The following is a 21,109-nucleotide window of genomic DNA, read 5'->3' on the forward strand; positions in this document are numbered from 1 at the left end:
AGAGCTGTGAGCGGCAAGGGCGCACCCGAACTGAGCGTGAAGAACTGCGGAGACCTGCGAGTCGCCGTGATCGCGGCCCAGTGGCACGAGAAGGTCATGGACGGACTGGTCGACGGAGCCCTGCGGGCCCTGCACGAGCTGGGCATCGACGAGCCCACCCTGCTCCGCGTCCCCGGCAGCTTCGAGCTCCCGGTCGTGGCGAAGGTGCTGGCCGGTCGCGGTTACGATGCCATTGTCGCCCTCGGAGTGGTCATCCGCGGCGGCACCCCGCACTTCGACTACGTCTGCCAGGGCGTCACCCAGGGCCTGGTACAGGTGTCGATCGACACCGGGGTTCCCGTCGGCTTCGGAGTACTGACCTGCGACAACGACGAGCAGGCGCTGGACCGCGCCGGCCTCGAAGGGTCGAACGAGGACAAGGGGCACGAAGCGGTCACCGCCGCCGTCTCCACCGCCATGACCCTGCGCACCGTGAGCGAGCCCTGGCGCTAGGGCCCGTCCTTCGGATCAGGCCGTAGTCCAAGGAGTGAACCCGGGCACCGGGGCACCCGGGTCAGCCCGTACCCTAAGGGCATCATGGCGAACAAGACCCCCAAGACCTTCGAGGAGCTCTTCACCGAGCTCCAGCTCAAGGCCGACGGCGACCCCAGCACCTCCCGTACCGCCGAGCTCGTCCACAAGGGCGTCCATGCCATCGGCAAGAAGGTCGTCGAAGAGGCCGCCGAGGTCTGGATGGCCGCGGAGTACGAGGGCAAGGAAGCCGCCGCCGAGGAGATCTCCCAGCTGCTCTACCACGTCCAGGTGATGATGGTGGCGCGCGGGATCTCCCTCGACGACGTCTACGCCCACCTCTGAGTCGGCACGCACATCCGCCCGCAATTCCCGAACCCACGCACCAAAGGAAGCCCCATGCTGCGCATCGCCGTCCCCAACAAGGGTTCACTCTCCGGACCGGCGTCGGCGATGCTCCATGAGGCCGGCTACCGGATGCGCAAGGAGTCCAAGGAGCTCGTGGTCGTCGACCCCGAGAACGAGGTGGAGTTCTTCTACCTCCGCCCCAAGGACATCGCCATCTACGTCTCCTCGGGCAAGCTCGACATCGGCATCACCGGCCGTGACCTGCTGCTCGACTCCGGCGCCAGCGCCGACGAGATCCTGCCGCTGAACTTCGGCCGCTCCACCTTCCGCTACGCCACCACCCCCGGCACGGCGAAGGGCCCCGAGGACTTCTCCGGGATGACGATCGCGACCTCCTACGAGGGAATCGTCGCCAAGCACCTCGCCGAGAAGGGCATCGACGCCTCCGTCGTGCACCTCGACGGCGCGGTCGAGACCGCCATCCAGCTCGGCGTCGCCCAGATCATCGCGGACGTCGTCGAGACCGGCACCAGCCTGCGCAACGCCGGCCTGGAGGTCATCGGCGAGCCGATCCTCACCTCCGAGGCCGTCGTCATCCGCGGCAACGGCGCCGACGCCGACGACCCGCAGGTCCAGCAGTTCCTGCGCCGCCTGCAGGGCGTCCTGGTGGCCCGCAGCTACGTGATGATGGACTACGACTGCCGCGCCGAGCACCTGGAGCGCGCCGTCGCCCTCACCCCCGGCCTGGAGTCGCCGACCGTCTCCCCGCTGCACAACGAGGGCTGGGTCGCCGTCCGCGCGATGGTCCCCGCCAAGGAAGCCCAGCGGATCATGGACGACCTGTACGAACTCGGCGCGCGTGCGATCCTCACCACCTCGATCCACGCCTGCCGTCTCTGAAAGGGTGACCGGCGTGCCCCACCGGCACGCCCCACCCGCCCCGTAACGCCACCTCCAGAAGGCACCGCACCATGGCCGAGTCCGCCGCCCAGCCCGCCCCACCCACCCTGCCGGTCACCTTCCGGCCGACCCGCACCCGGGTCGTCCTGCTGGGCGTCGGGCTCGCCATGTTCGCCACCATCACGGCGATCGCCCTGCTGCTGGAGAACCTCAGCCCCGGCGAGCGGATCAGCTTCGTCTTCACCGCCGTCCTGCTGAGCTCCGTACTCGTCCTGCTCAGCCGCCCCAAGGTGGTCGCGGACGAGAACGGCGTCACGGTCGTCAACCTGACCACCAGCCGCCGCCTGGAGTGGGCCCAGATCCTTCGGGTCAACCTCCGCCCCGGTGACCCGTGGGTGTTCCTCGACCTGAGCGACGGCACCAGCCTGCCGGCCCTCGGCATCCAGCCGGGCGTCGCCAAGCAGCAGGCGATCGGCGACGCCCGCGCCCTGCGCGCCCTGGCCGAAGCCCGCGGAACGGGTGCCGGCGACCACTGAGTCGGCCCATCCCCACGGCTGCGTACCGTTGCGGCCCGGGCATCAATGACTACCCTGGTGGCGGGGCGCAGCTGTGCGCCCTCCCACCGGCCCCGGGACCTCGTGGCCCGTGGGCACCTGCGACTTGAGGAGTGACTCCCTCCAGCAATGGACGGATCGTCCGGTAGTACCCGCGCCGCCCTCCCCTCGGAGGCGGCGGCATGACCATCCCGCTACTTCTGCTCGCGGCGGCCTTCGCCCTCATCCTCGCCAACGGTTTCTTCGTCGCCGCCGAGTTCGGCCTCGTCACCGTGGAGCGACCCGAGGCCGAACGCGCCGCAGCCGACGGTGACCGCCGTGCCCGCACGGTGGTCAAGGCCCTGGGGGAGCTGTCCTTCCAGCTCTCCGGCACCCAGCTCGGCATCACCATCACCTCCCTCGTGGTCGGCATGCTCGCCGAGCCCGCCCTCGCCGCACTGCTGGCCGGGCCGCTCGCCGCGACGGGCCTGCCGAAGGGAGCCGTCTCCGGCGTCGCCGTCGTCATCGGCATGCTGCTCGCCTCCGCCGTCCAGATGGTCGTCGGCGAGCTCGTCCCGAAGAACTGGGCGGTCTCCCGACCGCTCCAGGTGGCGCGCTTCGTCGCCGGCCCGCAGAACGGCTTCTCCCGCGCCTTCCGGCCGGTGATCGCCGCACTCAACGCCGTGGCCAACCGCCTCGTACGGGCGCTCGGCGTGGAACCGACCGAGGAGATGGCCTCCGCCCGGACCCCCGGCGAACTGCTCTCCCTGGTCCGCCATTCGGCCCAGGCCGGCGCCCTCGAACAGGACACCGCCGACCTCTTCGTACGCACCCTCTCGCTGGGCGAGCTCACGGCCCAGCACGTCATGACCCCCCGGGTGAAGGTCAGCGCCCTGATGCACACGGCCACCGCGGCCGACGTGCTCAACCTGACCCGCGCCACCGGCCTGTCCCGCTTCCCGGTCTACCGCGACCGCATCGACGAGATCACCGGCGTCGTCCACCTCAAGGACGCCCTCGCCGTCCCCGAGTCGGAACGCGACCGCACGTCCGTGAGCCGGATCTGCGTCGCCCCGCTGCTGGTGCCCGGCTCCCTGCCGGTGCAGCCGCTGCTGGAGCGACTGCGCAGCGAGCAGCCGATGGCCGTCGTCGTCGATGAGTACGGCGGCACCGCAGGTGTCGTCACGTTGGAGGACATCGTCGAGGAACTCGTCGGCGAGGTCCGCGACGAGCACGACTTCGCCGAGGACGAGACCCCCGAACTGGCCGCCGTGCCCGCCGAGGACGGCCGCCCCTCCTGGGAGGCCGACGGCAGCTGCCGCGTGCAGACCCTGCGTCGGATAGGCCTCGAAGTCCCCGAAGGCCCGTACGAGACCGTCGCCGGCCTCGTCGCCGACCTGCTCGGCCGGATCCCCGCTCCCGGGGACCGGGCGGAACTCCCCGGCTGGAAGCTGTCGGTCCGTCGGGTCGGACGCAACCGCGCCGAGCGGGTCCGGCTGGTCCGGCTCGCGGCGGTGCCCGCGGCCGGCACGCACCGGTCCGCCGCCGCGGCCGACGGCGCGACCCTGCTCGCACCCGAGCGGGCCGAGCTGGAAGGCGCCACCCGATGAACGCGCTCCAACTCGTCTTCGCCCTGCTGCTGGTCCTCGCCAACGGCTTCTTCGTCGGCGCCGAGTTCGCCCTCGTCTCCGTACGACGCAGCCAGATCGAGCCCCTCGCGGCCGAGTCCGCCCGGGCCCGCCAGGTGCTCCACGGCCTGGAGAACCTGCCCCGCATGATGGCCGCGGCGCAGTTCGGCATCACCGTCTGCTCGCTCACCCTCGGCGCGGTCGCCGAGCCCACCGTGGCCCGGCTGCTGGAGCCCGTCTTCCACGCCGTCCACGTACCGCAGGGCCTGATCCACCCCCTCGGCTACGTCGTCGCGCTGAGCGCCGTGGTCTTCCTGCACCTGGTGATCGGCGAGATGGTGCCGAAGAACCTGGCGATGGCCGCCCCGGAGAAGACCGCCCTGTGGTTCAGCCCCGGCCTGGTCGCCTTCGCCCGCGTGTGCGGGCCGGTCACCACCGCGCTCGGCGCCTGCGCCAAGCTCGTCCTGAAGCTCTTCAAGGTGGAGCCCAAGGACGAGGTCGAGGCCGTCTACACCTCCGCCCAGCTGGGCCGGCTCCTGAAGGACTCCCGGCAGGCCGGGCTCCTGGAACCGGTCGAGCAGGAGCGGTTGGAGGACGCGCTGGAACTGGGCAGCCGCCCCGTCACCGACGTCCTCCTCGGCCCGGACCGGCTGGTCACGGTCGGCCCGGCGGTGACTCCGCGGCAGATCGAACAGCTGACCGTGCGCACCGGCTACTCCCGCTTCCCCGTCCGAGCCGACAGCGGCGCCTTCATGGGCTACCTGCACGTCAAGGACGTACTGGACCTGGAGGACCGGGAGCGCGCCGTCCCGCAGCGGGTCTGGCGCCGGATGACCACCCTGTGCTCCACCGTCCCGCTGGACGACGCCCTCGGCGTCATGCGCCGGGACGCCACACACCTGGCACAGGTGGCGGACCCGGCCGGGCGGGTCCTCGGCCTGGTCGCCCTGGAGGACGTCCTCGAAATGCTGGTCGGCGAGGTCCGCGACCCGTCGCACCGGTCGTACGTGCGGGGCGCGTAGCCAGGACCTGCTGCGCTGCTCCCCGGGGCTCCGCCCCGGAACCCCGCGCCTCGCACGCCGGCGAGGCTGAATCCTTCAGCCCGTCCGGCGTGCGAGGGCCGGGTCCGGGCGGAGCCCGGGGAACGGCGGAGGGGCGGGGAGGGCAGAGGTCCCGCGCAGCGGCTACAGCGTCGGCGGCTCCGGCCGTTCCTGGGGGCCGCGGCCCGACAGGACCTCCCCGTACGCCTGCATCAGGTCCGGCAGCCGGAGCGTCGCCAGGTCGTCCCGCGACGGCTCACCCGCGAAGCCCGCCAGCCGCAGGTCCCGGTACGCACAGCTCTTCTCGTACAGGGTCCGCAGGAAGCGGCCGTTGCCGAGCTCGTCGATCCAGCCCTGCTCCACCACGTGCGCGCTGATGCTGCGCAGCTCCTCCAGCGCCTCCTCGTCCCAGTGGTCGCCGTTCGCGTCCGCCAGCACCCCGCCGATCGCGGTCAGTTCCAGCGGCCGGTAGCTGGGGAAGTCCACCCGGGTGGTGAAGCGCGAGGACAGCCCCGGATTGGCGGCCAGCAGCCGGTCCATCCCGGCCGGATAGCCCGCCAGGATCACCACCAGACGGTCACGGTTGTCCTCGGCCCGCTTCAGCAGCACCTGCAAGGCCTCGTCGCCGTACGCGTCACCCTTGCTGTAGCCCGAGTTCGACAGCGAGTAGGCCTCGTCCACGAACAGCACCCCGCCGATCGCCGAATCGATCAGCTCGTTCGCCTTCACCGCCGTCTGCCCGAGGAACTCGCCCACCAGGTCGGCCCGCTGCGCCTCCACCAGGTGGTCGCCGCCGAGCAGCCCCAGGGCGTAGAAGACCCGGCCCAGGATCCGGGCCACCGTCGTCTTGCCCGTACCCGAGGGTCCCGAGAACACGAAATGCCGCTTCGGCGGCTGCACCGGCAGCTCCTGCTCCGCCCGCAGCCGAGCCATGTGAAGTTGCGCCGAGAGCGCCTTCACCTGCCGTTTGACCGGTTCCAGGCCCACCATCCGCTCCAGCTCCGCGAGGGCCTCGGCGAGCGCCGCCGGGTCCGCCGGCCCGGCCGGCAGCCCCTCGGGCGTGCCCTGCGGCGGGACCGGCGCCTTGCGCCGAGCCCCCTCCACCCGGCTCGTCGGGGGAGTGGGCGGAGCCGGTGGTTCGGGCTCCGGCTGGCCGTCCGCCGCGATGTCCTGGACCGGGCCGCCGCCCAACGCGACCGCCGCGAGGTCCCCACCGGCCGGGGCCGGGCCGTGCCCGCTGTAGCTCCCGTACGCCGCGTACCCCGCCAGGCCGGCCAGATCGGCCACACCGTCGGTGTCGTCGCCGTCCTCGATGGCCGTCAGCCGGGCCGCGGTGTCCATGAACGAGGGATCCACCCGGTGCACCGCCCGGTACAGCGGCAGCGCCGCCGCACTGCGCCCGGTGCCCTCCCGCGCCCGCGCCAGCCAGTAGCGCAGCTCCTTGCGCTGGGGCTGCTCGCTGCGACACCGCATCAGCGCCGCCGCCAGCATCGGCTCCGCCTGCCCGTACATCTCCAGCCGGACCCGCGCCATCCCGCCGAACAGCCCCGCCTCGATGCCCAGCAGCGGATCGTCGACCAGCGGCTCGGTGTGCCGGACCAACTGCTCCCAGTCCTTGACCAGATAGGCCCGACAGGCGTGCAGGAACCGTACCTGCGCGTCGGTGTCCACCGGTGGCAGCGCGGCCAGAGCCTGGTCCAACTCGGGTACGTGGCGGCCGTCCAGCCAGTGCGAGGCATGGGCGAGGAGCAGGTCCCGCCGGCTCTCCAGCACCGGCTGCACCCACCAGCCCAGCCAGTACCAGGAGTTCAGCGTGCGTCGGTGCCGGGCGCGCTGCTCGCCGAACCGGTCCCGGTGGGCGTACATGCGAAGTAACGCGTTGCCGGTGTCCACCCGGAGCGCGTGCAGGCCCAGCCATGCGTCGGCCATGGTGGGGTCGAGTCGTACGGCCGCCCGGAACTCCTCCTCGGCCTGCGGATAGGCGCCCATGGTGCAGGCGTCGACCCCGCGCAGCCAGGCGAGTTCGGCCGGGGCGTGCATGCTGCCCGGCGTGCCGAAATCCATCACGTCCCCCACAAGCCTGCCCCCGTGGTGCGCGGCAACCTCCGTGACGAGCACATGAGTTGCCCACTGCGCCGATGAAATCAGGGCTGCATCGTACCCGCGGTCACGCACCTTACGTAGGGCGCGACGGGCCCGGTTCCGGCGTGCGCCCCTGGGGTGGCCGGTGACTCAGGGTGAAGGATCGGGGAGGATCGACCCCGCGTGACACCGTCGGGGAGGGGGTCGCGGGCAGAACGAAGCCCCCGATCACGGGGGAACAACCGGGGGCTTCGTGTCCGCGGCAGCCTGTGAAGGCCTCGCATTGAGAACGTAAGGCCGCCGCGGGCCACAGGTCAAGCGGGTCGGCCGGGCCTCGGCGGAGCGGAATTCCGGAGGCGTTCAGGCCCGGGGGAGTTCGTCACTCCCGGTGACGGAAGCGGAGGTTCCCGGCGTCGCACGGGCCCCGGAAGTCCACTCGTATCCCGTACCACTCTCGCGCACCAAGGTGTCGGCGAAGGGGCGCGAAGGGTCGTTGGAGAAGTGCGCGCGCTCCGCGCGCTCCCATCCGTCCCAGAAGTCGGAAAGTTCACGCCCGTCCCGGTTCCGCCCCCTTTGCCAGGACTGCTCGCGGGCGGTCTCCATCCACAGCAGCCGCGCCAGCCGCGGCCGCAGCGCCGCCCGCCCCGCCCCGACCCCCTCGATCAGGAGCACCGGCGCCGGCTCCAGCACCCGCTCCGGCCCGAACCTGCGCGCCACCCAGTCGTACGGGGCCCAGTGCGCGGGCCGCCCGGCGGCGAGCGGCTCCAGCACCTGCGTGCGCAGCCGCTCCTCCCAGCCGAACAGCTCCTCATGGGTGGCCACGTCGTCCAGGTGCAGCACGGACGCCCCCAGCACCTCGGCGAGGCGCCCCGCGAAGGTGCTCTTGCCGGATCCGGCGTGCCCGTCGATCCCGATCAGGCGGACCGGGCCGAGGGAGGGCGGCAGGGCCGCGAGCTCCCGGGCGAGTGACTCCAGTGACTGATGTGACTGCTGTGGCTCCACCCGACCAGCCTAGACAGGCCCGACACGGCCCGTGGCTTCGGGCCGCCACCGCCGGGAACTGGAAGGGTGATGCCGGATGGCGGCCGACCGCCACCGACGTACCGACCCACCCTGGGGGAACCCGCGATGACCGAACCCACTCCGCGCAGGGCCGTACTCGTCGCCGCACTCGCGGTCGCCACCGCGGCCACGGCCGCCGCCGTCCCGGGCGGCAGCGCCTCGGCGACCCCTCCCACACCTCCCACCCCACGGGCCCCGAGCCGCACCGTGGACAACCGCTTCTGGTACTCCTACGGCCACTGGCTCGCCGGCACCCACCTGGGCACCACCGCCGTCGGCGGCACCCGCCCCGGCCTGGAGATCGCGACGGCCGTCGGCCGCACCGAGTACGCCGACCCGCACACCGGCCGCAAGAGCACCTGGGAGTACGCCACCTGGACCTCCCCCGTGCACCGCTCCACCGTGCCCGCCACCGAGGCCATCGCCTCCTGGAACGCCCGCACCCCGGCGGGCACCTGGATCCGGATCGAACTGCGCGGCACCTACACCGACGGCACCACCACCCCCTGGTACGTGATGGGCCGCTGGGCCTCCGGCGAGGCGGACATCCGCCGCACGTCGGTGGACGGCCAGAGCGACGGCAGGTCCACCGTCTGGACCGACACCCTCGCCCTCGACGCCCCGACCGCGACCGCCGGCCTGCGGATCGCGGCCTGGCAGTTGCGCCTCACCCTCCACCGCCGACCCGGAGCCCAGCACGGCCCCACCGTATGGCTCGCGGGCGCCATGGTCTCCGACGTCCCGGACCGCTTCACCGTCCCGGCCTCCGCCCCCTCCCGCACCGCCCACGAGCTGAAGGTCCCGCGCTACTCGCAGGAGGTCCACGCCGGCCGGTACCCCGAATACGACAACGGCGGCGAGGCCTGGTGCAGCCCCACCTCCTCGCAGATGATCATCGAGTACTGGGGCGGCCGGGCTCCCGCCTCCGCCCTGGCCTGGGTGAACCCCACGTACTCCGACCCCCAGGTCTGCCACGCGGCGCGCTCCACCTACGACGCCGCCTACAAGGGCTGCGGCAACTGGCCCTTCAACGCCGCGTACGCCGCCACCTACCCGGACCTCGCCGGAGTCGTCACCCGCCTCACCTCCCTGACCGACCTGGAAACCCTGGTCCGGGCCGGCATCCCGGCCATCACCTCCCAGTCCTTCCGCCCCGAGGAACTCACGGGCGCGGGCTACGGCACCGCCGGCCACCTGATGACCGTCATCGGCTTCACCGCCGCCGGGGACGTGATCGCGAACGACCCCAACTCGCGCGACAACACCGCCGTGCGCCGCGTCTACAAGCGATCCGAGTGGGAGAACATCTGGCTGCGCACCAAGCGCGTGGGCACCTCCGGCAAGGTCACCTCCGGCTCCGGAGGCATCTGTTACCTCTACGCGCCGGCCCGTCCGAGCCGGGCGCAGTTCGAGGCGCTGCGCGCGGTGGGGGTGCTGTGAGAAAGCCGCTGGATCGCCGGGAAAATGACCGTTGACCAAGGGGTACGGATAAGCGGAACATAGTGGGGTAAATGGCAGATAAAGGCTTCTCAGTAGGAGGCGGCCCGCCATGACCACCCATCCCAACATCGAGCACCACCCCGACCTCGCCGAGATGCGCACCCGGTTCGAGCGGGTCACCACCACTCCCCGGGCGCAGGCCGTCGAAGCGCTGGCCCTGATCACGGGCCTGTACCTGGCCGCCTCGCCGTGGATCGTCGGATTCAGCGGCCTCACCCCGCTGGCCATCAACAACCTGATCGCCGGCCTCGCCTTCTGCCTGTGCATGAGCGGTCTGGGATCCGCCTACGAGCGCACCCACGCGATGGCGTGGACGGCGGTCGCCCTCGGCGCGTGGACGATCGTCGCCCCGTGGGCCATCGCCGGAGAGATGGACACGACGCGAACGGTGGTCAGCAACGTGATCGCCGGAGGTGTCGCCCTGTGCCTCGGCCTCGCGATGGCGGGCATGGCGAGCCGCGACCGTGGGGCCCGCGCCTGACCGGGGCGCCGAAGGAGGCGCCGGCTGAAGGAACAGCGCGCCGGGTCCCGGCCGAGGAGGTCGGGGCCCGGTCGTCCACCCTCCCGGCCCATGCCCGCTCCTGTCCGTGTATGTAGGTGTTTGCGTGACGCATACCACCCATGACGTCCCTACCGCGAAAGCCGCGAACGCCGGCACATTGGACGCCATGACTGCCGACAGCGCCACTCCCCTCGCCGCCCCCCGGGACCTCGTCCGCACCGGAGGCCCCAAGGACGACTCCACCTGGCTGGAGCACGTCATGGGCTGGACCCTCGTGGTCGTCGTCGCCATGTTCGTCACCCAGGTCGGCTGGCTCTGAGGCCCTCGCCGTCCAGGGCCACGAGACCGTCGGCCCCGGTCCGTCCGCCTCGGCTCACAAGAACGAACTCCCGGTGACACCGAAGCCGATGGAGGAGTTCGTCCCGTAGTGTCCGGCACCTCCCGGCTCCCGAGAGCCGCTCGATCCACTCGGTGATCTTGCCCCGGTGACGGGAAGCCCCTGATCGGGCATACTCAAGCCGCCGCAGCCGCTGAACAGCCCCTTCCGCAACCCGGGAGGGCAACATCGGCTGTGAGAGAACCGAGACCCGGCGGCGCGTCCCACACCTCACGCGTCGCCGCCGTGCCCGACCAGGGAGGAGAGCGCCGCCATGACAGACCGCGCCCCGCAGCCGGTGGACCGACAGCTGCCCACCGAGGAGTCCCGGGACCTCCTCGCCCTCGTACGCGAGATCGCGCAGCGCGAGATCCGCCCCAAGGCAGCCGAGGAGGAGGACTCCGGCCGCTTCCCGCGGGAAGTCTTCACCCTGCTCTCCGAGGCCGGCCTGCTCGGCCTTCCCTACCCCGGGGAATTCGGCGGCGGCGAGCAGCCGTACGAGGTCTACCTCCAGGTCCTGGAGGAGCTCGCCGCGGCCCGCCTGACCGTCGGCCTCGGCGTCAGCGTGCACTCCCTGGCCTGCCACGGCCTCGCCGGCTACGGCACCAAGGAGCAGCAGAGCGCCCACCTGCCCGCGATGCTCGGCGGCGGCCTGCTGGGCGCTTACTGCCTCTCCGAGCCGGCCGCCGGCTCCGACGCCGCCTCGCTCACCACCAAGGCGGTGCGCGACGGCGACGACTGGATCATCACCGGCACCAAGGCCTGGATCACCCACGGCGGTGTCGCCGACTTCTACACCGTCCTCGCGCGCACCGGCGCCGAGGGCCCCAAGGGCATCACGGCCTTCCTGGTCCCCGGGGACGTCGAGGGCCTGACCGCGGCCGTGCCCGAGAAGAAGATGGGCATGAAGGGCTCGCCCACCGCCCAGCTGCACTTCGACGGCGTACGCGTCCCCGACGCCCGCCGCATCGGCGAGGAGGGGCAGGGCTTCAGCATCGCCCTGGCCGCGCTGGACGCCGGCCGCCTCGGCATCGCCGCCTGCGCCATCGGCGTCGCCCAGGCCGCGCTGGACGAGGCCCTCACGTACGCCCTGGACCGCAAGCAGTTCGGGCACCCGATCGCGGACTTCCAGGGGCTGCGCTTCATGCTGGCCGACATGGCCACCAAGATCGAGGCGGGCCGGGCGCTCTACCTCGCCGCCGCACGGCTGCGTGACGCGGGCAAGCCGTTCTCCCGCCAGGCGGCCATGGCCAAGCTGTTCTGCACGGACGCGGCGATGGCCGTCACCACCGACGCGGTGCAGGTCCTGGGCGGATACGGCTACACGGCGGACTTCCCCGTCGAGCGCCTCATGCGCGAGGCCAAGGTGCTCCAGATCGTGGAGGGCACCAACCAGATCCAGCGCATGGTCATCGCCCGCCACCTGGCGGGCCCGGAGACGCGCTGACCGAGGTCAGTACAGCCCGCTGCTGGTGCTGGGCCAGACCGGTGAGGACGTCAGCCGCGACCACTCCGGATCACGCCGGCCGGGCAACGTCCGGCCGGCATCGGCCCACCGCGCCAGCAGATCCCGGTAGATCGGCGGGTCCGGCACCTGCTGCGCCTGCTCACGCGGACGCTGAACCGATTCTTCGAAACCCGGCGCCGCCGGGCGCCGCCTTCGGCCCGTTGAAGACTGAAGCATGGTCATACCCGGCCAACGCGGAACCGAAGGGCCGGGTAATCGCCCCCGGGGTGCGGCTATCCGTTCGAGATGTCGCCGGGGGCGGGGCGGTGGCCGGCAGGGCGGGGGCTTCGGGGAGCGGGGTCCACTCGATCCGCATCAGAGCTGTGTATGGGGGTTTCCCGTCAGTCCCATCGTCCCTCCGGGTCGGGCCGGTCCCTCAAGGGCGCTCCCTCCGGTCGCGTCGCTTCGCGATGTCGCTGCGCTCCACCCTTGACCGACCGTCCCGCCCCGGAGAAACGAAAGACTGCCGAGAAGCCCCCAAAAGAACGAGCCGGTCCAAGGCGTGAAGGACGGGGACATCACAGCCCCCCAGGGCAGCCCCTGGTGAGCACGACCGAGAGGCGAGTCCCACAGAGGGCCGGACCGGTTCGGGGGAGCGCATCCGATCGCCACGCGCTCCTCATCTCTCAGCGTCCGACGACCGTCCGGGGCTGGTCACAGGCCGCCTACGATCCTCGGATGCTCCTCATCGGAGGCGACTGACCCGTGTCCGGGACGGCACGGCGTGGCGGCCGTTTCGTCGTGGTCGCCCCGATCGCCACCGTTCGGGTGCGGTGGCGTCACTCCGGCTTTCGCGACTCGGCCCGCTGCGGATCAGTCCTCCAGCAGCTGCCGCAACCGGCAGGCGTACCACGCGGTCGCCGCGCACACCGCCAGGTAGATGACGACGCCTTGGAGAGCGAAGTGCACGTAGTGGAACTCCCACTGCGTCGCACCCGGTTCAGTGCCGTACAGCGGGTTCTCCCAGATGTACGGAAGGAACTGGGCGACGAGCCCACCCAGGAGCTGGGCGGCGGTGTAGAGGGCGGTCAACTCCCCGAGCCGCAGCAGCCAGGCCCGTCGGTCGGTGCGGATCAGGGCGCGGACTCCGGCGAGCGCGTTCCCGGGCTGCCATCGCGGGCCCGCCGGGGCGACCCGGGCGCAGACCGCGGGCACCAGGATCACGGCCGCGATGACGAGCCCGACCAGGAGCGCGTTCAGTAATCCAGCCGTGCTTTCCGAGCTGACCCGGCTGCGGCCCTGGGGCGCGAGGAGCACCGCCAAGATCGGCAGGTGGGTGATCAGGGCGGCGAGGTACACGCGGCCGAGCAGCGAAGCCGAGGGCGGACCGGGGTGACGCGGGCGCGAACGGGTCGGTGCCTGGGGTGTGGTCATGCGACTGATCCCATCACATCCTTTCACTTTGGTGAAGGAGTTTTCTTCACCAAAGTGAAAGACTTGTACGCTGGCCGGCATGAGTACCGAACGGGACGGCGCCACGCTGGGCCACGAGCTCAGCCTGTGGGTGGTGCTCTACCACGAGCAGCTCGCGGCCCGGCTGCACGTCAACGCCACCGAGCACAAGGTGCTTGGCATCATCGCCCGCACCCCCGGCACCACCCCGGGTCGGCTCGTCGGCGAAACCGGCCTCAGCAACGCCGCCATCACCAAGATCATCGACCGGCTTGCCGCTCTCGGATACGTCGAACGCGCCAGAGATCCCGGCGACCGCCGCCGGTTCACCCTGACCGCCACAGCCGCGCACCGCCGCGTCGTGGGTGCGGCCATGGCCCCGATGACGGCAGGGATGGCCGAAGTGGTGCAAGGTCTCGACGAATCCGAACTGGCCGCCGTCGGCCGCTGGCTCACCGGAACCGTTGCCGTCATGCGCGAGGCCGCGCTCGCCCTGGCTGAGGAGAACCGCAGCGGTGATCCGAAGGGGACGGCCCAGGGCCTGTGATGGTCACCCGTTGTGGGGCGTGGGGATCCGACTCCCCGCAGTTCGGGCCCGTCCTGGAGGTGATCCGGGTGCTCGGCGGACCGGGTGAGGCGTGCGACTGGTCGCAAACGTCAACGAATGGCTGTGACCGGCGCTTTCGTGCCCGACCCTAGTCCTCGAAGGGGACGAACTCGGCGAGCGAAGGCCAGTCCAGGGGTGCATGCACATGCGGCGTCGACGCCATCGCCTTCTCGATGCCCATAAGGCGAATGCGGCGATGTAGTTGCGGCAAGACCGTCCGGCAAGCGGACCAAGCGACTTTGTCACGTCCCAGCCCCTGCCGGACTGCAGCCCCCAACAACGGTCGGTCGCGGTCATGGAGGCGCGCGTAGCGATCCGAGGCGGCCTATGTCCAGCCCAGGACGGGCTGGAGGCGCTGAGAGATGAGGAGCGTGTAGCGATCGGATGCGCGTCCCCGGCGCGGGCCGTGGTCCGGATGGGCCTCGTCTCGGGGTCGTGCCCACCTGGATCTCCCTGAGGGGCTGTGATGTCCCCGTCCCTGAAAGCTTCGACCGGCTCGTTCTTCTGGGGGCTTCTCGGCAGTCTTTCGTTTCTCCGGGGCGGGACGGTCGGTCAAGGGTGGCCGCAGGCCATCGCGAAGCGACGCGACGAAGGAGCGCCCTTGAGGGACCGGCCCGACCCGGAGGGACGATGGGACTGACGGGAAACCCCCGTACCCCACCCTGATGCGGATCGAGTGGACCCGCCGTCCCCACCCCCGCCCCGCCGGCTCCCGCTTCCCCCGCAGCCCCCCGGCACGTCGCGCCGCTCTGTCAGAGCGTGCCAGAAGGGTGGCCTCAGAGATGGTTTCTGACGTACCGTCATATCCAGCCGAGCCGCACCTCGGAGCCGTTCCGCAGCCGTCAACGGCCGCCCGCAGCCGCCCCGAAATCCCCGAAGCCGTCCGTCCAGGAGGTTCGCCATGTCCGCCGACCGGCCCGTCGCGCTCGACGAATACCCCATCCATCAGGCGCCCTTGTCGATGAAGCACGTCGTCAGCGGCGACCGCAACGCCTACGACCGGTGCATCTTCCACGTCTTCGACCACGCCGGCCGCGCCGTCCTGATACTCGGCCTCGGCGTCTACCCCAACGCCGGGGTCATCGACGCCTACGCCACCCTCCGCGTCGGCGATGAGCTGCTCGCCGTCCGGGCCTCCGACGCCCTCGGCGACGACCGGACGAACCTCTCGGTGGGGCCGTTGTCCATCACCGTCGACGTGCCGCTCAAGCAGCTCACGCTGCGCTGCGCCGCCGACCCGGCCGACCCGCGCGGCCTCTCGTACGACATCACCTGGACCGCCGAGTTCCCGGCCGTCTGGGAGCCGCACCACGTCCAGCGGCGAGGTGACCGCCTCATGCTGGAAGGCCGCCGCTTCGTACAGGCCGGCCAGGTCACCGGCACCATCCGGGCCAAGGGGGAGGAGTTCACCCTCACGCCGGGGGAGTGGACCGGGACCCGCGACCGGAGCTGGGGCGTGCGGCCGATCCCCGGCGAGGAAGGGGGGCGCGCGGCCGAGGAGTACCGCCCCGAGGGCTTCCATTGGCTGTGGATCCCGGTCCGGTTCGAGGACCGCTTCGTCATGGTCATCGCCCAGGAGGACGCCGACGGCCACCGCACCCTGAACGAGGCCGTGCAGGTCTTCCCCGAAGGCAGTGGCCGCCACGACGTCCAACTCGGCTGGCCGCACACCGAGATCCGCTACCGGCCCGGCAGTCGGCACCCCGAGCGGGCCGTGGTCCACCTGACGGACCCCTCCCGCAAGCCCCTCGAACTGGGTGTGGAGATCCTCAACTCCTCCCCCCTCGCCGTCGGCGCCGGCTACCCGCCCGCCGGCGACTGGCAGCACGGCACCTGGCAGGGCCGTGGCTGGAGCGACCGCCGCGTCTACGACCTCTCCGACCCCGCGGCGCATCCGATGGCCGCCTTCGGGGTGACCGACCACTCGGCTCGCTTCACCCTCGACGGGCAGATCGGCCACGGCATCTTCGAGCACGGCAGCTTCGGACGCCACGACCCGAGCGGCTTCGCCGACTACTCCTCCGTCGCCCAGTAGGACCAGGACCCGTAGCACCAGGACCCGTAGGAAAGGGGCTCAACCATGGCCACCGCACCACGTCCGCGCACCTCCACCCGGGAGCCCGAGGAACTCGGTCGGCGCCTCGCCGCCTGGCTGGACGTCAGGCTCCCCGGCGCGCGGGTCACGAACGTCTCCGTCCCCGGATCCAACGGGATGTCCAGCGAGACCCTGCTCTTCGACATAGAGCACCCCGACACCCCGCTGCGGGCCTGCGCGCTGCGACTCGCCGCCGACCCGGCCGCCTACACCGTCTTCCCCACGTACGACATGCCGCGCCAGCACCGCGTGATGAGCCTGGTCGGCAAGCACACGGACGTGCCCGTCCCGCGGGTGCAGTGGCTGGAGGCGGATCCGGGGCCGCTCGGGGCGCCGTTCTTCGTGATGGCCCGCGCGGAGGGGCGGGTCCCGCCCGATGTCATGCCCTACACCTACGAGGGCAACTGGCTGCACGCCGCCACCGACGCCGAGCGTGCCGCCCTCCAGGAGGAGAGCATCTCGCTGCTGGCCCGGCTGCACGACCAATTCCCGTCCAAGGAAGCCGAGTTCCTCCTTCCCGACAGCGAGGGCACACCCCTGCGTCGGCACGTGGACGCCCAACGCGCCTACTACGCGTGGGTGGTGGGCGGACTCGCCCCGTCCCCGCTCATCGAGCGGGCGTTCGCCCGGCTGGAGGAGCTGTGGCCGCAGGACGAGGGTCCCGCCGTCCTGAACTGGGGCGACGCCCGGATCGGCAACGTCATCTACGACGGGTTCACGCCGGTGGCCGTCCTGGACTGGGAGATGGCGGCGTACGCCCCCCGCGAGGTGGACCTCGGCTGGACCGTCTACCTGCACCGGTTCTTCCAGGACCTCACGGTCGGCTTCGGCCAGCCCGGCCTGCCGGACTTCCTGCGCCGTGAGGACCTGGAGCGCCGCTACGCCGAACTCACCGGCCACACCCCGCGGGACATGGAGTTCCACACCCTCTACGCGGCCCTGCGGCACGGGATCGTCATGCTGCGCATCGCCTACCGGCAGGCCCACTTCGGCGAGGTCGAGGTCCCGGCGGACCCGGACAGCCTGATCCTGCACCATGCCACTCTGGCCGCCATGGTGCAGGGAACGTACTGGTAGGGGAGCGGAGCGGCCGTCAGGCCGCCTGCGCGTGCTGCTGCCGCGTCTGCGCCTGCGGCCGCGGCAGCGCGGGGCTCACCACACGGACCGGACGCGAGCCCGGGCCGCCGACGTGCGAGAACGGCTGCGTCCGCCAGTCCAGGCCCTGGGGCAGGGTCGACAGGACGACGGATTCGAACTCCTGCGCCTCCACCGGCTGGATCATGCCGACGGTGGGCAGCGCGTCGCTCGCGGGCCGGCCGGTGCCCGCGCACACGGTGAGGCCGAAGGGGTTCCACGGGGTCAGGCAGAGGGCGTGCTGGGGCAGGTACTCCTCGTCCGCGACGAGGGCGATCGACTGGCCGCAGTCGGGGCAGATCGCGTGATGGATCTCGAATCCCTCGATCTCGTCGAGGTAATCGCCGTCGTCCGGGTACGTTCCGTTCCCTGGATCGAGCGGTTCCAGGGGCTCCGGTTCGGTGCGACCGGCGCGCTTGGTGTTCAGCATGGATGTACTCCCCCTTGGGTGGGCCGGGCGGGCAGGTTCTTCGGCCTCGGCCACAGCAACCAATTCCCGTCGAGCGTCACGAGTAACCACAACAGACAGGCCTCCACCTGCATACCCCTGTGGCCTTGGTCACATGCCTGCCGCAGATGCCTCCAGTGGGCGGACAGCACTGGGCCTGGAGTGCCCTTGGGCCTTAAGTTGAGCGGCTATGAGCGCAATGGAGGAGCTGGACCGCCAGATCGTTGATCTGCTCGTGCGGGACGGGCGGATGAGTTACACGGATCTGGGCAAGGCCACGGGACTGTCCACGTCGGCAGTCCATCAGCGAGTACGACGTCTGGAGCAGCGCGGGGTCATCCGCGGCTACGCGGCCGTGGTCGATCCGGAGGCCGTGGGCCTGCCGCTGACCGCGTTCATCTCGGTCAAGCCCTTCGACCCGAGTGCTCCCGACGACATCGCCGACCGGCTGGCCGGCGTCCCCGAGATCGAGGCCTGCCACAGCGTCGCGGGCGACGAGAACTACATCCTGAAGGTGCGCGTCGCCACCCCCCTGGAGCTGGAAGACCTCCTGGGCCGCCTGCGCGCCCTCGCCCACGTCTCGACGCGCACGACGGTCGTCCTGTCCACCCCCTACGAGGCGCGCCCGCCCCGCGTCTGAACCGAGCCCGAGCGGGGACCCGGTGGTGGGGCCGGGGTGGGCGACGCGGGACACTGGTCGGCATGACTGACCGCACCGCCCACTCCGCCGACGCCGCCGGAGCATCGACCAGGACCGTTCTCCTCCGCGGGGGCGAGGTGCACAGCCCCGCCGATCCCTTCGCCACCGCGATGGTCGTCGAGCGCGGCCGCATCGCCTGGGTCGGTTCCGAGGGCGCCGCGGACGCCTTCGCGCAGGGCGTGGACGAGGTCGTCGACCTCGGCGGTGCGCTCGTCACTCCGGCCTTCACCGACGCCCACGTCCACACCACCTCCGCGGGTCTGGCCCTCACCGGGCTGGACCTCTCCGGCGCGCGCACCCTGTCCGCCGCGCTGGACCTCGTCCGCGCGTACGCCGCGAGCCGTCCGGCCGACCGGGTGCTCCTCGGGCACGGCTGGGACGCCGCCCGCTGGCCCGAGCGCCGGGCCCCGTACCGCGCCGAGCTCGACGAGGCCACGGGCGGCCGCCCGCTCTACCTCAGCCGTGTCGACGTGCACTCGGCCGTGGTCACCACCGCCCTGCTCGCCCTCGTCCCGCAGGTACGGCCCGACGGCGACCGGCCGCTGACCGCCGACGACCACCACGCCGTACGGCGGGCCGCGCTGGCCGCCGTCACCCCCGCGCAGCGGGCCGAGGCGCAGCGGGCCGCCCTCGAACGGGCCGCGTCCCTCGGGATCGGCTCCGTCCACGAGTGCGGCGGGCCCGAGATCTCCTCGGCCGAGGACTTCACCGGCCTGCTCGCCCTGGCCGCCGAGCGGCCCGGGCCGCGCGTCTTCGGGTACTGGGCCGACCGGGACCTCGCGCTGGCCAAGGAGCTCGGGGCCGTCGGGGCCGCCGGAGACCTGTTCGTCGACGGAGCCCTCGGCTCGCACACCGCCTGCCTGCACGCCCCGTACGCGGACGCCGCGCACACCGGCACCGAGTACCTCGACGTGCGCGCCGTCACCGAACACGTGGCCGCCTGCACGGAGGAGGGTCTCCAGGCCGGGTTCCACGCCATCGGGGACGCGGCGATCACCGCCGTCGTCGAGGGCGTCCGGGCGGCCGCCGAGAAGGTCGGCCTGGCCCGTGTCCGCGCCGCCCGGCATCGGGTGGAGCACGCGGAGATGATGACGCCCGCCACCATCGCCGCGTTCGCGGAGCTGGGGTTGACCGCCTCGGTGCAGCCCGCGTTCGACGCGGCCTGGGGCGGCGAGGACGGTATGTACGTCGACCGGCTCGGCGCCGCGCGCGCCCGCACCCTCAATCCGTACGCGGCCATGCTCAAGGCCGGTGTCCCGTTGGCCTTCGGCTCGGACGCGCCGGTCACCCCGCTCGACCCGTGGGGCACCGTCAGGGCGGCGGCCTTCCACCGGACCCCCGAGCACCGGATCTCCGTACGGGCCGCCTTCACGGCCCACACGCGGGGCGGTTGGCGGGCGCTGGGGCGCGACGACGCGGGCGTTCTCGTCCCCGGCGCGCCGGCCGACTACGCCGTCTGGCAGACGGGTGACCTGGTGGTCCAGGCCCCCGACGACCGGGTGGCCCGCTGGTCCACCGATCCCCGTTCGGGCACCCCCGGACTGCCCGACCTGACCCCCGGATCCGACCTGCCGGTGTGTCTCGCCACCGTCGTCGGTGGGCGGGAGGTATTCGTACGCCCACAGGGGTGATCCGGCGGGCCTCGGTTCGGTACGGGCGGTCGGACCCGGATAGGTTCGGCCGGGTCCACCACAGGATGTCCGTGCCGGACGGCTCCGTCTGCGCAGCGCGCCCGCGCCTCGGGGGCGAGGGAAGGTTTCGCCGGGCGGCGGGTGGCCCCATGTCGGGGTCCGCGGTCCAGTAGACAACGGTCACGGCGGCCCGCAGCCAGCGGGCGTCCGACCGGCCCGAAGGACCGCGGGCCCCGGCCACTGTTCTAAAGTCATCCTCTGCGACCAGACGTACAGGATGTGCGAGAGCACAAAGGGGGACTCGGTGAGCGACGGCGGAAAGCGGAGCTACGGACCGCTCGGTACGGCCTTGGTGATCATTCCGACCTACAACGAGGCGGAGAACATCGGGCTGATCGTCGGGCGTGTGCGCGCGGCCGTGCCCGAGGCCCACATTCTCGTCGCGGACGACAACAGCCCGGACGGCACCGGCAAGCTCGCCGACGAGCTGGCGGCCGGTGACGACCACGTCCACGTGCTGCACCGCAAGGGCAAGGAGGGGCTGGGCGCCGCCTACCTGGCGGGCTTCGTCCGGGCTCTGGAGCAGGGCTACGGGGTGATCGTCGAGATGGACGCCGACGGCTCCCACCAGCCCGAGGAACTGCCCCGCCTGCTGACCGCGCTGGCCGGCGCGGACCTGGTCCTGGGCTCCCGCTGGGTGCCGGGCGGACGGGTGGTGAACTGGCCCAAGAGCCGCGAGTTCATCTCGCGCGGCGGTTCGACGTACTCCCGGCTGATGCTGAACCTCCCGATGCGGGACGTGACCGGCGGCTACCGGGCCTTCCGCCGGGAGACCCTGGAGGGGCTGGGCCTGGACGAGGTGGCCTCGGCGGGCTACTGCTTCCAGGTCGACCTGGCGCGCAGGGCCGTGCAGAAGGGTTTCCGCGTGGTGGAGGTCCCGATCACGTTCGTCGAGCGTGAGTTCGGCGACAGCAAGATGAGCAAGGACATCCTGGTCGAGGCGCTGTGGCGGGTCACCCAGTGGGGCCTCAAGGCCCAGGCCTCCAAGCTGCTCGGCAAGGACGGCGGCAAGGACAGTGGCAAGGGCGCCGGGGCCTGACCGGTACGACGCCCC

Annotated in this window: 20 protein-coding genes; 16 read left to right on the plus strand and 4 right to left on the minus strand. The window is 71.9% G+C overall.

Going from position 1 to position 21,109, the window contains the following annotated elements; genetic code table 11:
• Nucleotides 1-6 precede the first annotated feature (6 nt).
• The 6 genes from ribH to ACWG52_RS30730 all read left to right on the plus strand — a co-directional run bounded on the left by ribH (nucleotide 7) and on the right by ACWG52_RS30730 (nucleotide 4,941).
• Nucleotides 7-492, plus strand: a complete 486-nt coding sequence (gene ribH, locus ACWG52_RS30705) for a 6,7-dimethyl-8-ribityllumazine synthase (protein ID WP_007262951.1) — start codon at nucleotides 7-9, stop codon at nucleotides 490-492.
• Between the two features lie 84 nt (nucleotides 493-576).
• Nucleotides 577-855 (plus strand): phosphoribosyl-ATP diphosphatase, encoded by a 279-nt coding sequence (locus ACWG52_RS30710; RefSeq protein ID WP_371587463.1) that lies wholly within the window; start codon nucleotides 577-579, stop codon nucleotides 853-855.
• A gap of 54 nt (nucleotides 856-909) precedes the next feature.
• The gene (hisG, locus tag ACWG52_RS30715) at nucleotides 910-1,758 is read left to right on the plus strand and encodes an ATP phosphoribosyltransferase (protein ID WP_375940599.1); all 849 of its coding nucleotides are present in this window, start codon (nucleotides 910-912) and stop codon (nucleotides 1,756-1,758) included.
• A gap of 71 nt (nucleotides 1,759-1,829) precedes the next feature.
• Complete coding sequence (locus tag ACWG52_RS30720; protein WP_389812673.1) at nucleotides 1,830-2,294, plus strand: PH domain-containing protein; 465 nt, start codon at nucleotides 1,830-1,832, stop codon at nucleotides 2,292-2,294.
• 200 nt (nucleotides 2,295-2,494) lie between these two features.
• Entirely contained in the window at nucleotides 2,495-3,901 is a 1,407-nt protein-coding gene (locus ACWG52_RS30725) for a hemolysin family protein (RefSeq protein WP_389812671.1), read from the plus strand.
• Entirely contained in the window at nucleotides 3,898-4,941 is a 1,044-nt protein-coding gene (locus tag ACWG52_RS30730) for a hemolysin family protein (protein ID WP_033226165.1), read from the plus strand. Before ACWG52_RS30725 ends, ACWG52_RS30730 begins: the two co-directional genes overlap by 4 nt.
• A 162-nt stretch (nucleotides 4,942-5,103) precedes the next feature.
• Here ACWG52_RS30730 and ACWG52_RS30735 read toward each other — a convergent pair whose 3' ends face one another.
• Together ACWG52_RS30735 and ACWG52_RS30740 are read right to left on the minus strand one after the other, a co-directional pair.
• Complete coding sequence (locus ACWG52_RS30735; protein WP_389812668.1) at nucleotides 5,104-7,023, minus strand: AAA family ATPase; 1,920 nt, start codon at nucleotides 7,021-7,023, stop codon at nucleotides 5,104-5,106.
• A 378-nt stretch (nucleotides 7,024-7,401) separates the two neighbouring features.
• Nucleotides 7,402-8,043: a uridine kinase family protein gene (locus tag ACWG52_RS30740; protein ID WP_390167918.1), complete on the minus strand. Its 642-nt coding sequence runs from the start codon at nucleotides 8,041-8,043 to the stop codon at nucleotides 7,402-7,404.
• Nucleotides 8,044-8,169: 126 nt separating this feature from the next.
• Between ACWG52_RS30740 and ACWG52_RS30745 the strand changes: the two genes are divergently transcribed.
• The 4 genes from ACWG52_RS30745 (at nucleotide 8,170) to ACWG52_RS30760 (ending at nucleotide 11,928) form a co-directional block, all read left to right on the plus strand.
• A complete protein-coding gene (locus ACWG52_RS30745; protein WP_389812663.1) occupies nucleotides 8,170-9,543 on the plus strand; it encodes a peptidase C39 family protein in 1,374 nt (457 codons plus the stop codon).
• A gap of 109 nt (nucleotides 9,544-9,652) precedes the next feature.
• Nucleotides 9,653-10,084 carry an SPW repeat protein gene (locus tag ACWG52_RS30750; protein ID WP_033226171.1) on the plus strand — a complete coding sequence of 144 codons (432 nt, stop codon included), beginning with the start codon at nucleotides 9,653-9,655 and terminating at the stop codon, nucleotides 10,082-10,084.
• Between the two features lie 187 nt (nucleotides 10,085-10,271).
• Nucleotides 10,272-10,424 (plus strand): SCO1431 family membrane protein, encoded by a 153-nt coding sequence (locus ACWG52_RS30755; protein WP_106971550.1) that lies wholly within the window; start codon nucleotides 10,272-10,274, stop codon nucleotides 10,422-10,424.
• A 331-nt stretch (nucleotides 10,425-10,755) separates the two neighbouring features.
• Complete coding sequence (locus ACWG52_RS30760; RefSeq protein WP_033226172.1) at nucleotides 10,756-11,928, plus strand: acyl-CoA dehydrogenase; 1,173 nt, start codon at nucleotides 10,756-10,758, stop codon at nucleotides 11,926-11,928.
• 873 nt (nucleotides 11,929-12,801) lie between these two features.
• Here ACWG52_RS30760 and ACWG52_RS30765 read toward each other — a convergent pair.
• Entirely contained in the window at nucleotides 12,802-13,362 is a 561-nt protein-coding gene (locus ACWG52_RS30765) for a hypothetical protein (protein ID WP_389812658.1), read from the minus strand.
• Nucleotides 13,363-13,441: 79 nt separating this feature from the next.
• Between ACWG52_RS30765 and ACWG52_RS30770 the strand changes: the two genes are divergently transcribed.
• From ACWG52_RS30770 to ACWG52_RS30780, 3 genes are all read left to right on the plus strand, one after another.
• Nucleotides 13,442-13,927: a MarR family winged helix-turn-helix transcriptional regulator gene (locus ACWG52_RS30770; protein WP_390140474.1), complete on the plus strand. Its 486-nt coding sequence runs from the start codon at nucleotides 13,442-13,444 to the stop codon at nucleotides 13,925-13,927.
• A 961-nt stretch (nucleotides 13,928-14,888) separates the two neighbouring features.
• Complete coding sequence (locus ACWG52_RS30775; RefSeq protein ID WP_390140476.1) at nucleotides 14,889-16,022, plus strand: hypothetical protein; 1,134 nt, start codon at nucleotides 14,889-14,891, stop codon at nucleotides 16,020-16,022.
• A gap of 45 nt (nucleotides 16,023-16,067) precedes the next feature.
• Nucleotides 16,068-17,159, plus strand: coding sequence for a phosphotransferase family protein (locus tag ACWG52_RS30780; protein ID WP_389812652.1), 1,092 nt, complete (start codon nucleotides 16,068-16,070; stop codon nucleotides 17,157-17,159).
• 16 nt (nucleotides 17,160-17,175) lie between these two features.
• Here ACWG52_RS30780 and ACWG52_RS30785 read toward each other — a convergent pair whose 3' ends face one another.
• Nucleotides 17,176-17,646, minus strand: a complete 471-nt coding sequence (locus ACWG52_RS30785; protein WP_389812649.1) for a hypothetical protein — start codon at nucleotides 17,644-17,646, stop codon at nucleotides 17,176-17,178.
• A 217-nt stretch (nucleotides 17,647-17,863) separates the two neighbouring features.
• Here ACWG52_RS30785 and ACWG52_RS30790 point away from each other — a divergent pair, with 217 nt between their 5' ends.
• The 3 genes from ACWG52_RS30790 (at nucleotide 17,864) to ACWG52_RS30800 (ending at nucleotide 21,094) form a co-directional block, all read left to right on the plus strand.
• Nucleotides 17,864-18,304, plus strand: coding sequence for an Lrp/AsnC family transcriptional regulator (locus tag ACWG52_RS30790; RefSeq protein WP_030011705.1), 441 nt, complete (start codon nucleotides 17,864-17,866; stop codon nucleotides 18,302-18,304).
• A gap of 62 nt (nucleotides 18,305-18,366) precedes the next feature.
• Nucleotides 18,367-19,995 carry an amidohydrolase gene (locus ACWG52_RS30795; RefSeq protein ID WP_389812646.1) on the plus strand — a complete coding sequence of 543 codons (1,629 nt, stop codon included), beginning with the start codon at nucleotides 18,367-18,369 and terminating at the stop codon, nucleotides 19,993-19,995.
• 277 nt (nucleotides 19,996-20,272) lie between these two features.
• Entirely contained in the window at nucleotides 20,273-21,094 is an 822-nt protein-coding gene (locus ACWG52_RS30800) for a polyprenol monophosphomannose synthase (protein ID WP_389812643.1), read from the plus strand.
• Nucleotides 21,095-21,109: the final 15 nt, after the last annotated feature.

The sequence above is a fragment of the Streptomyces sp. CLCI03 genome, from assembly GCF_053615355.1.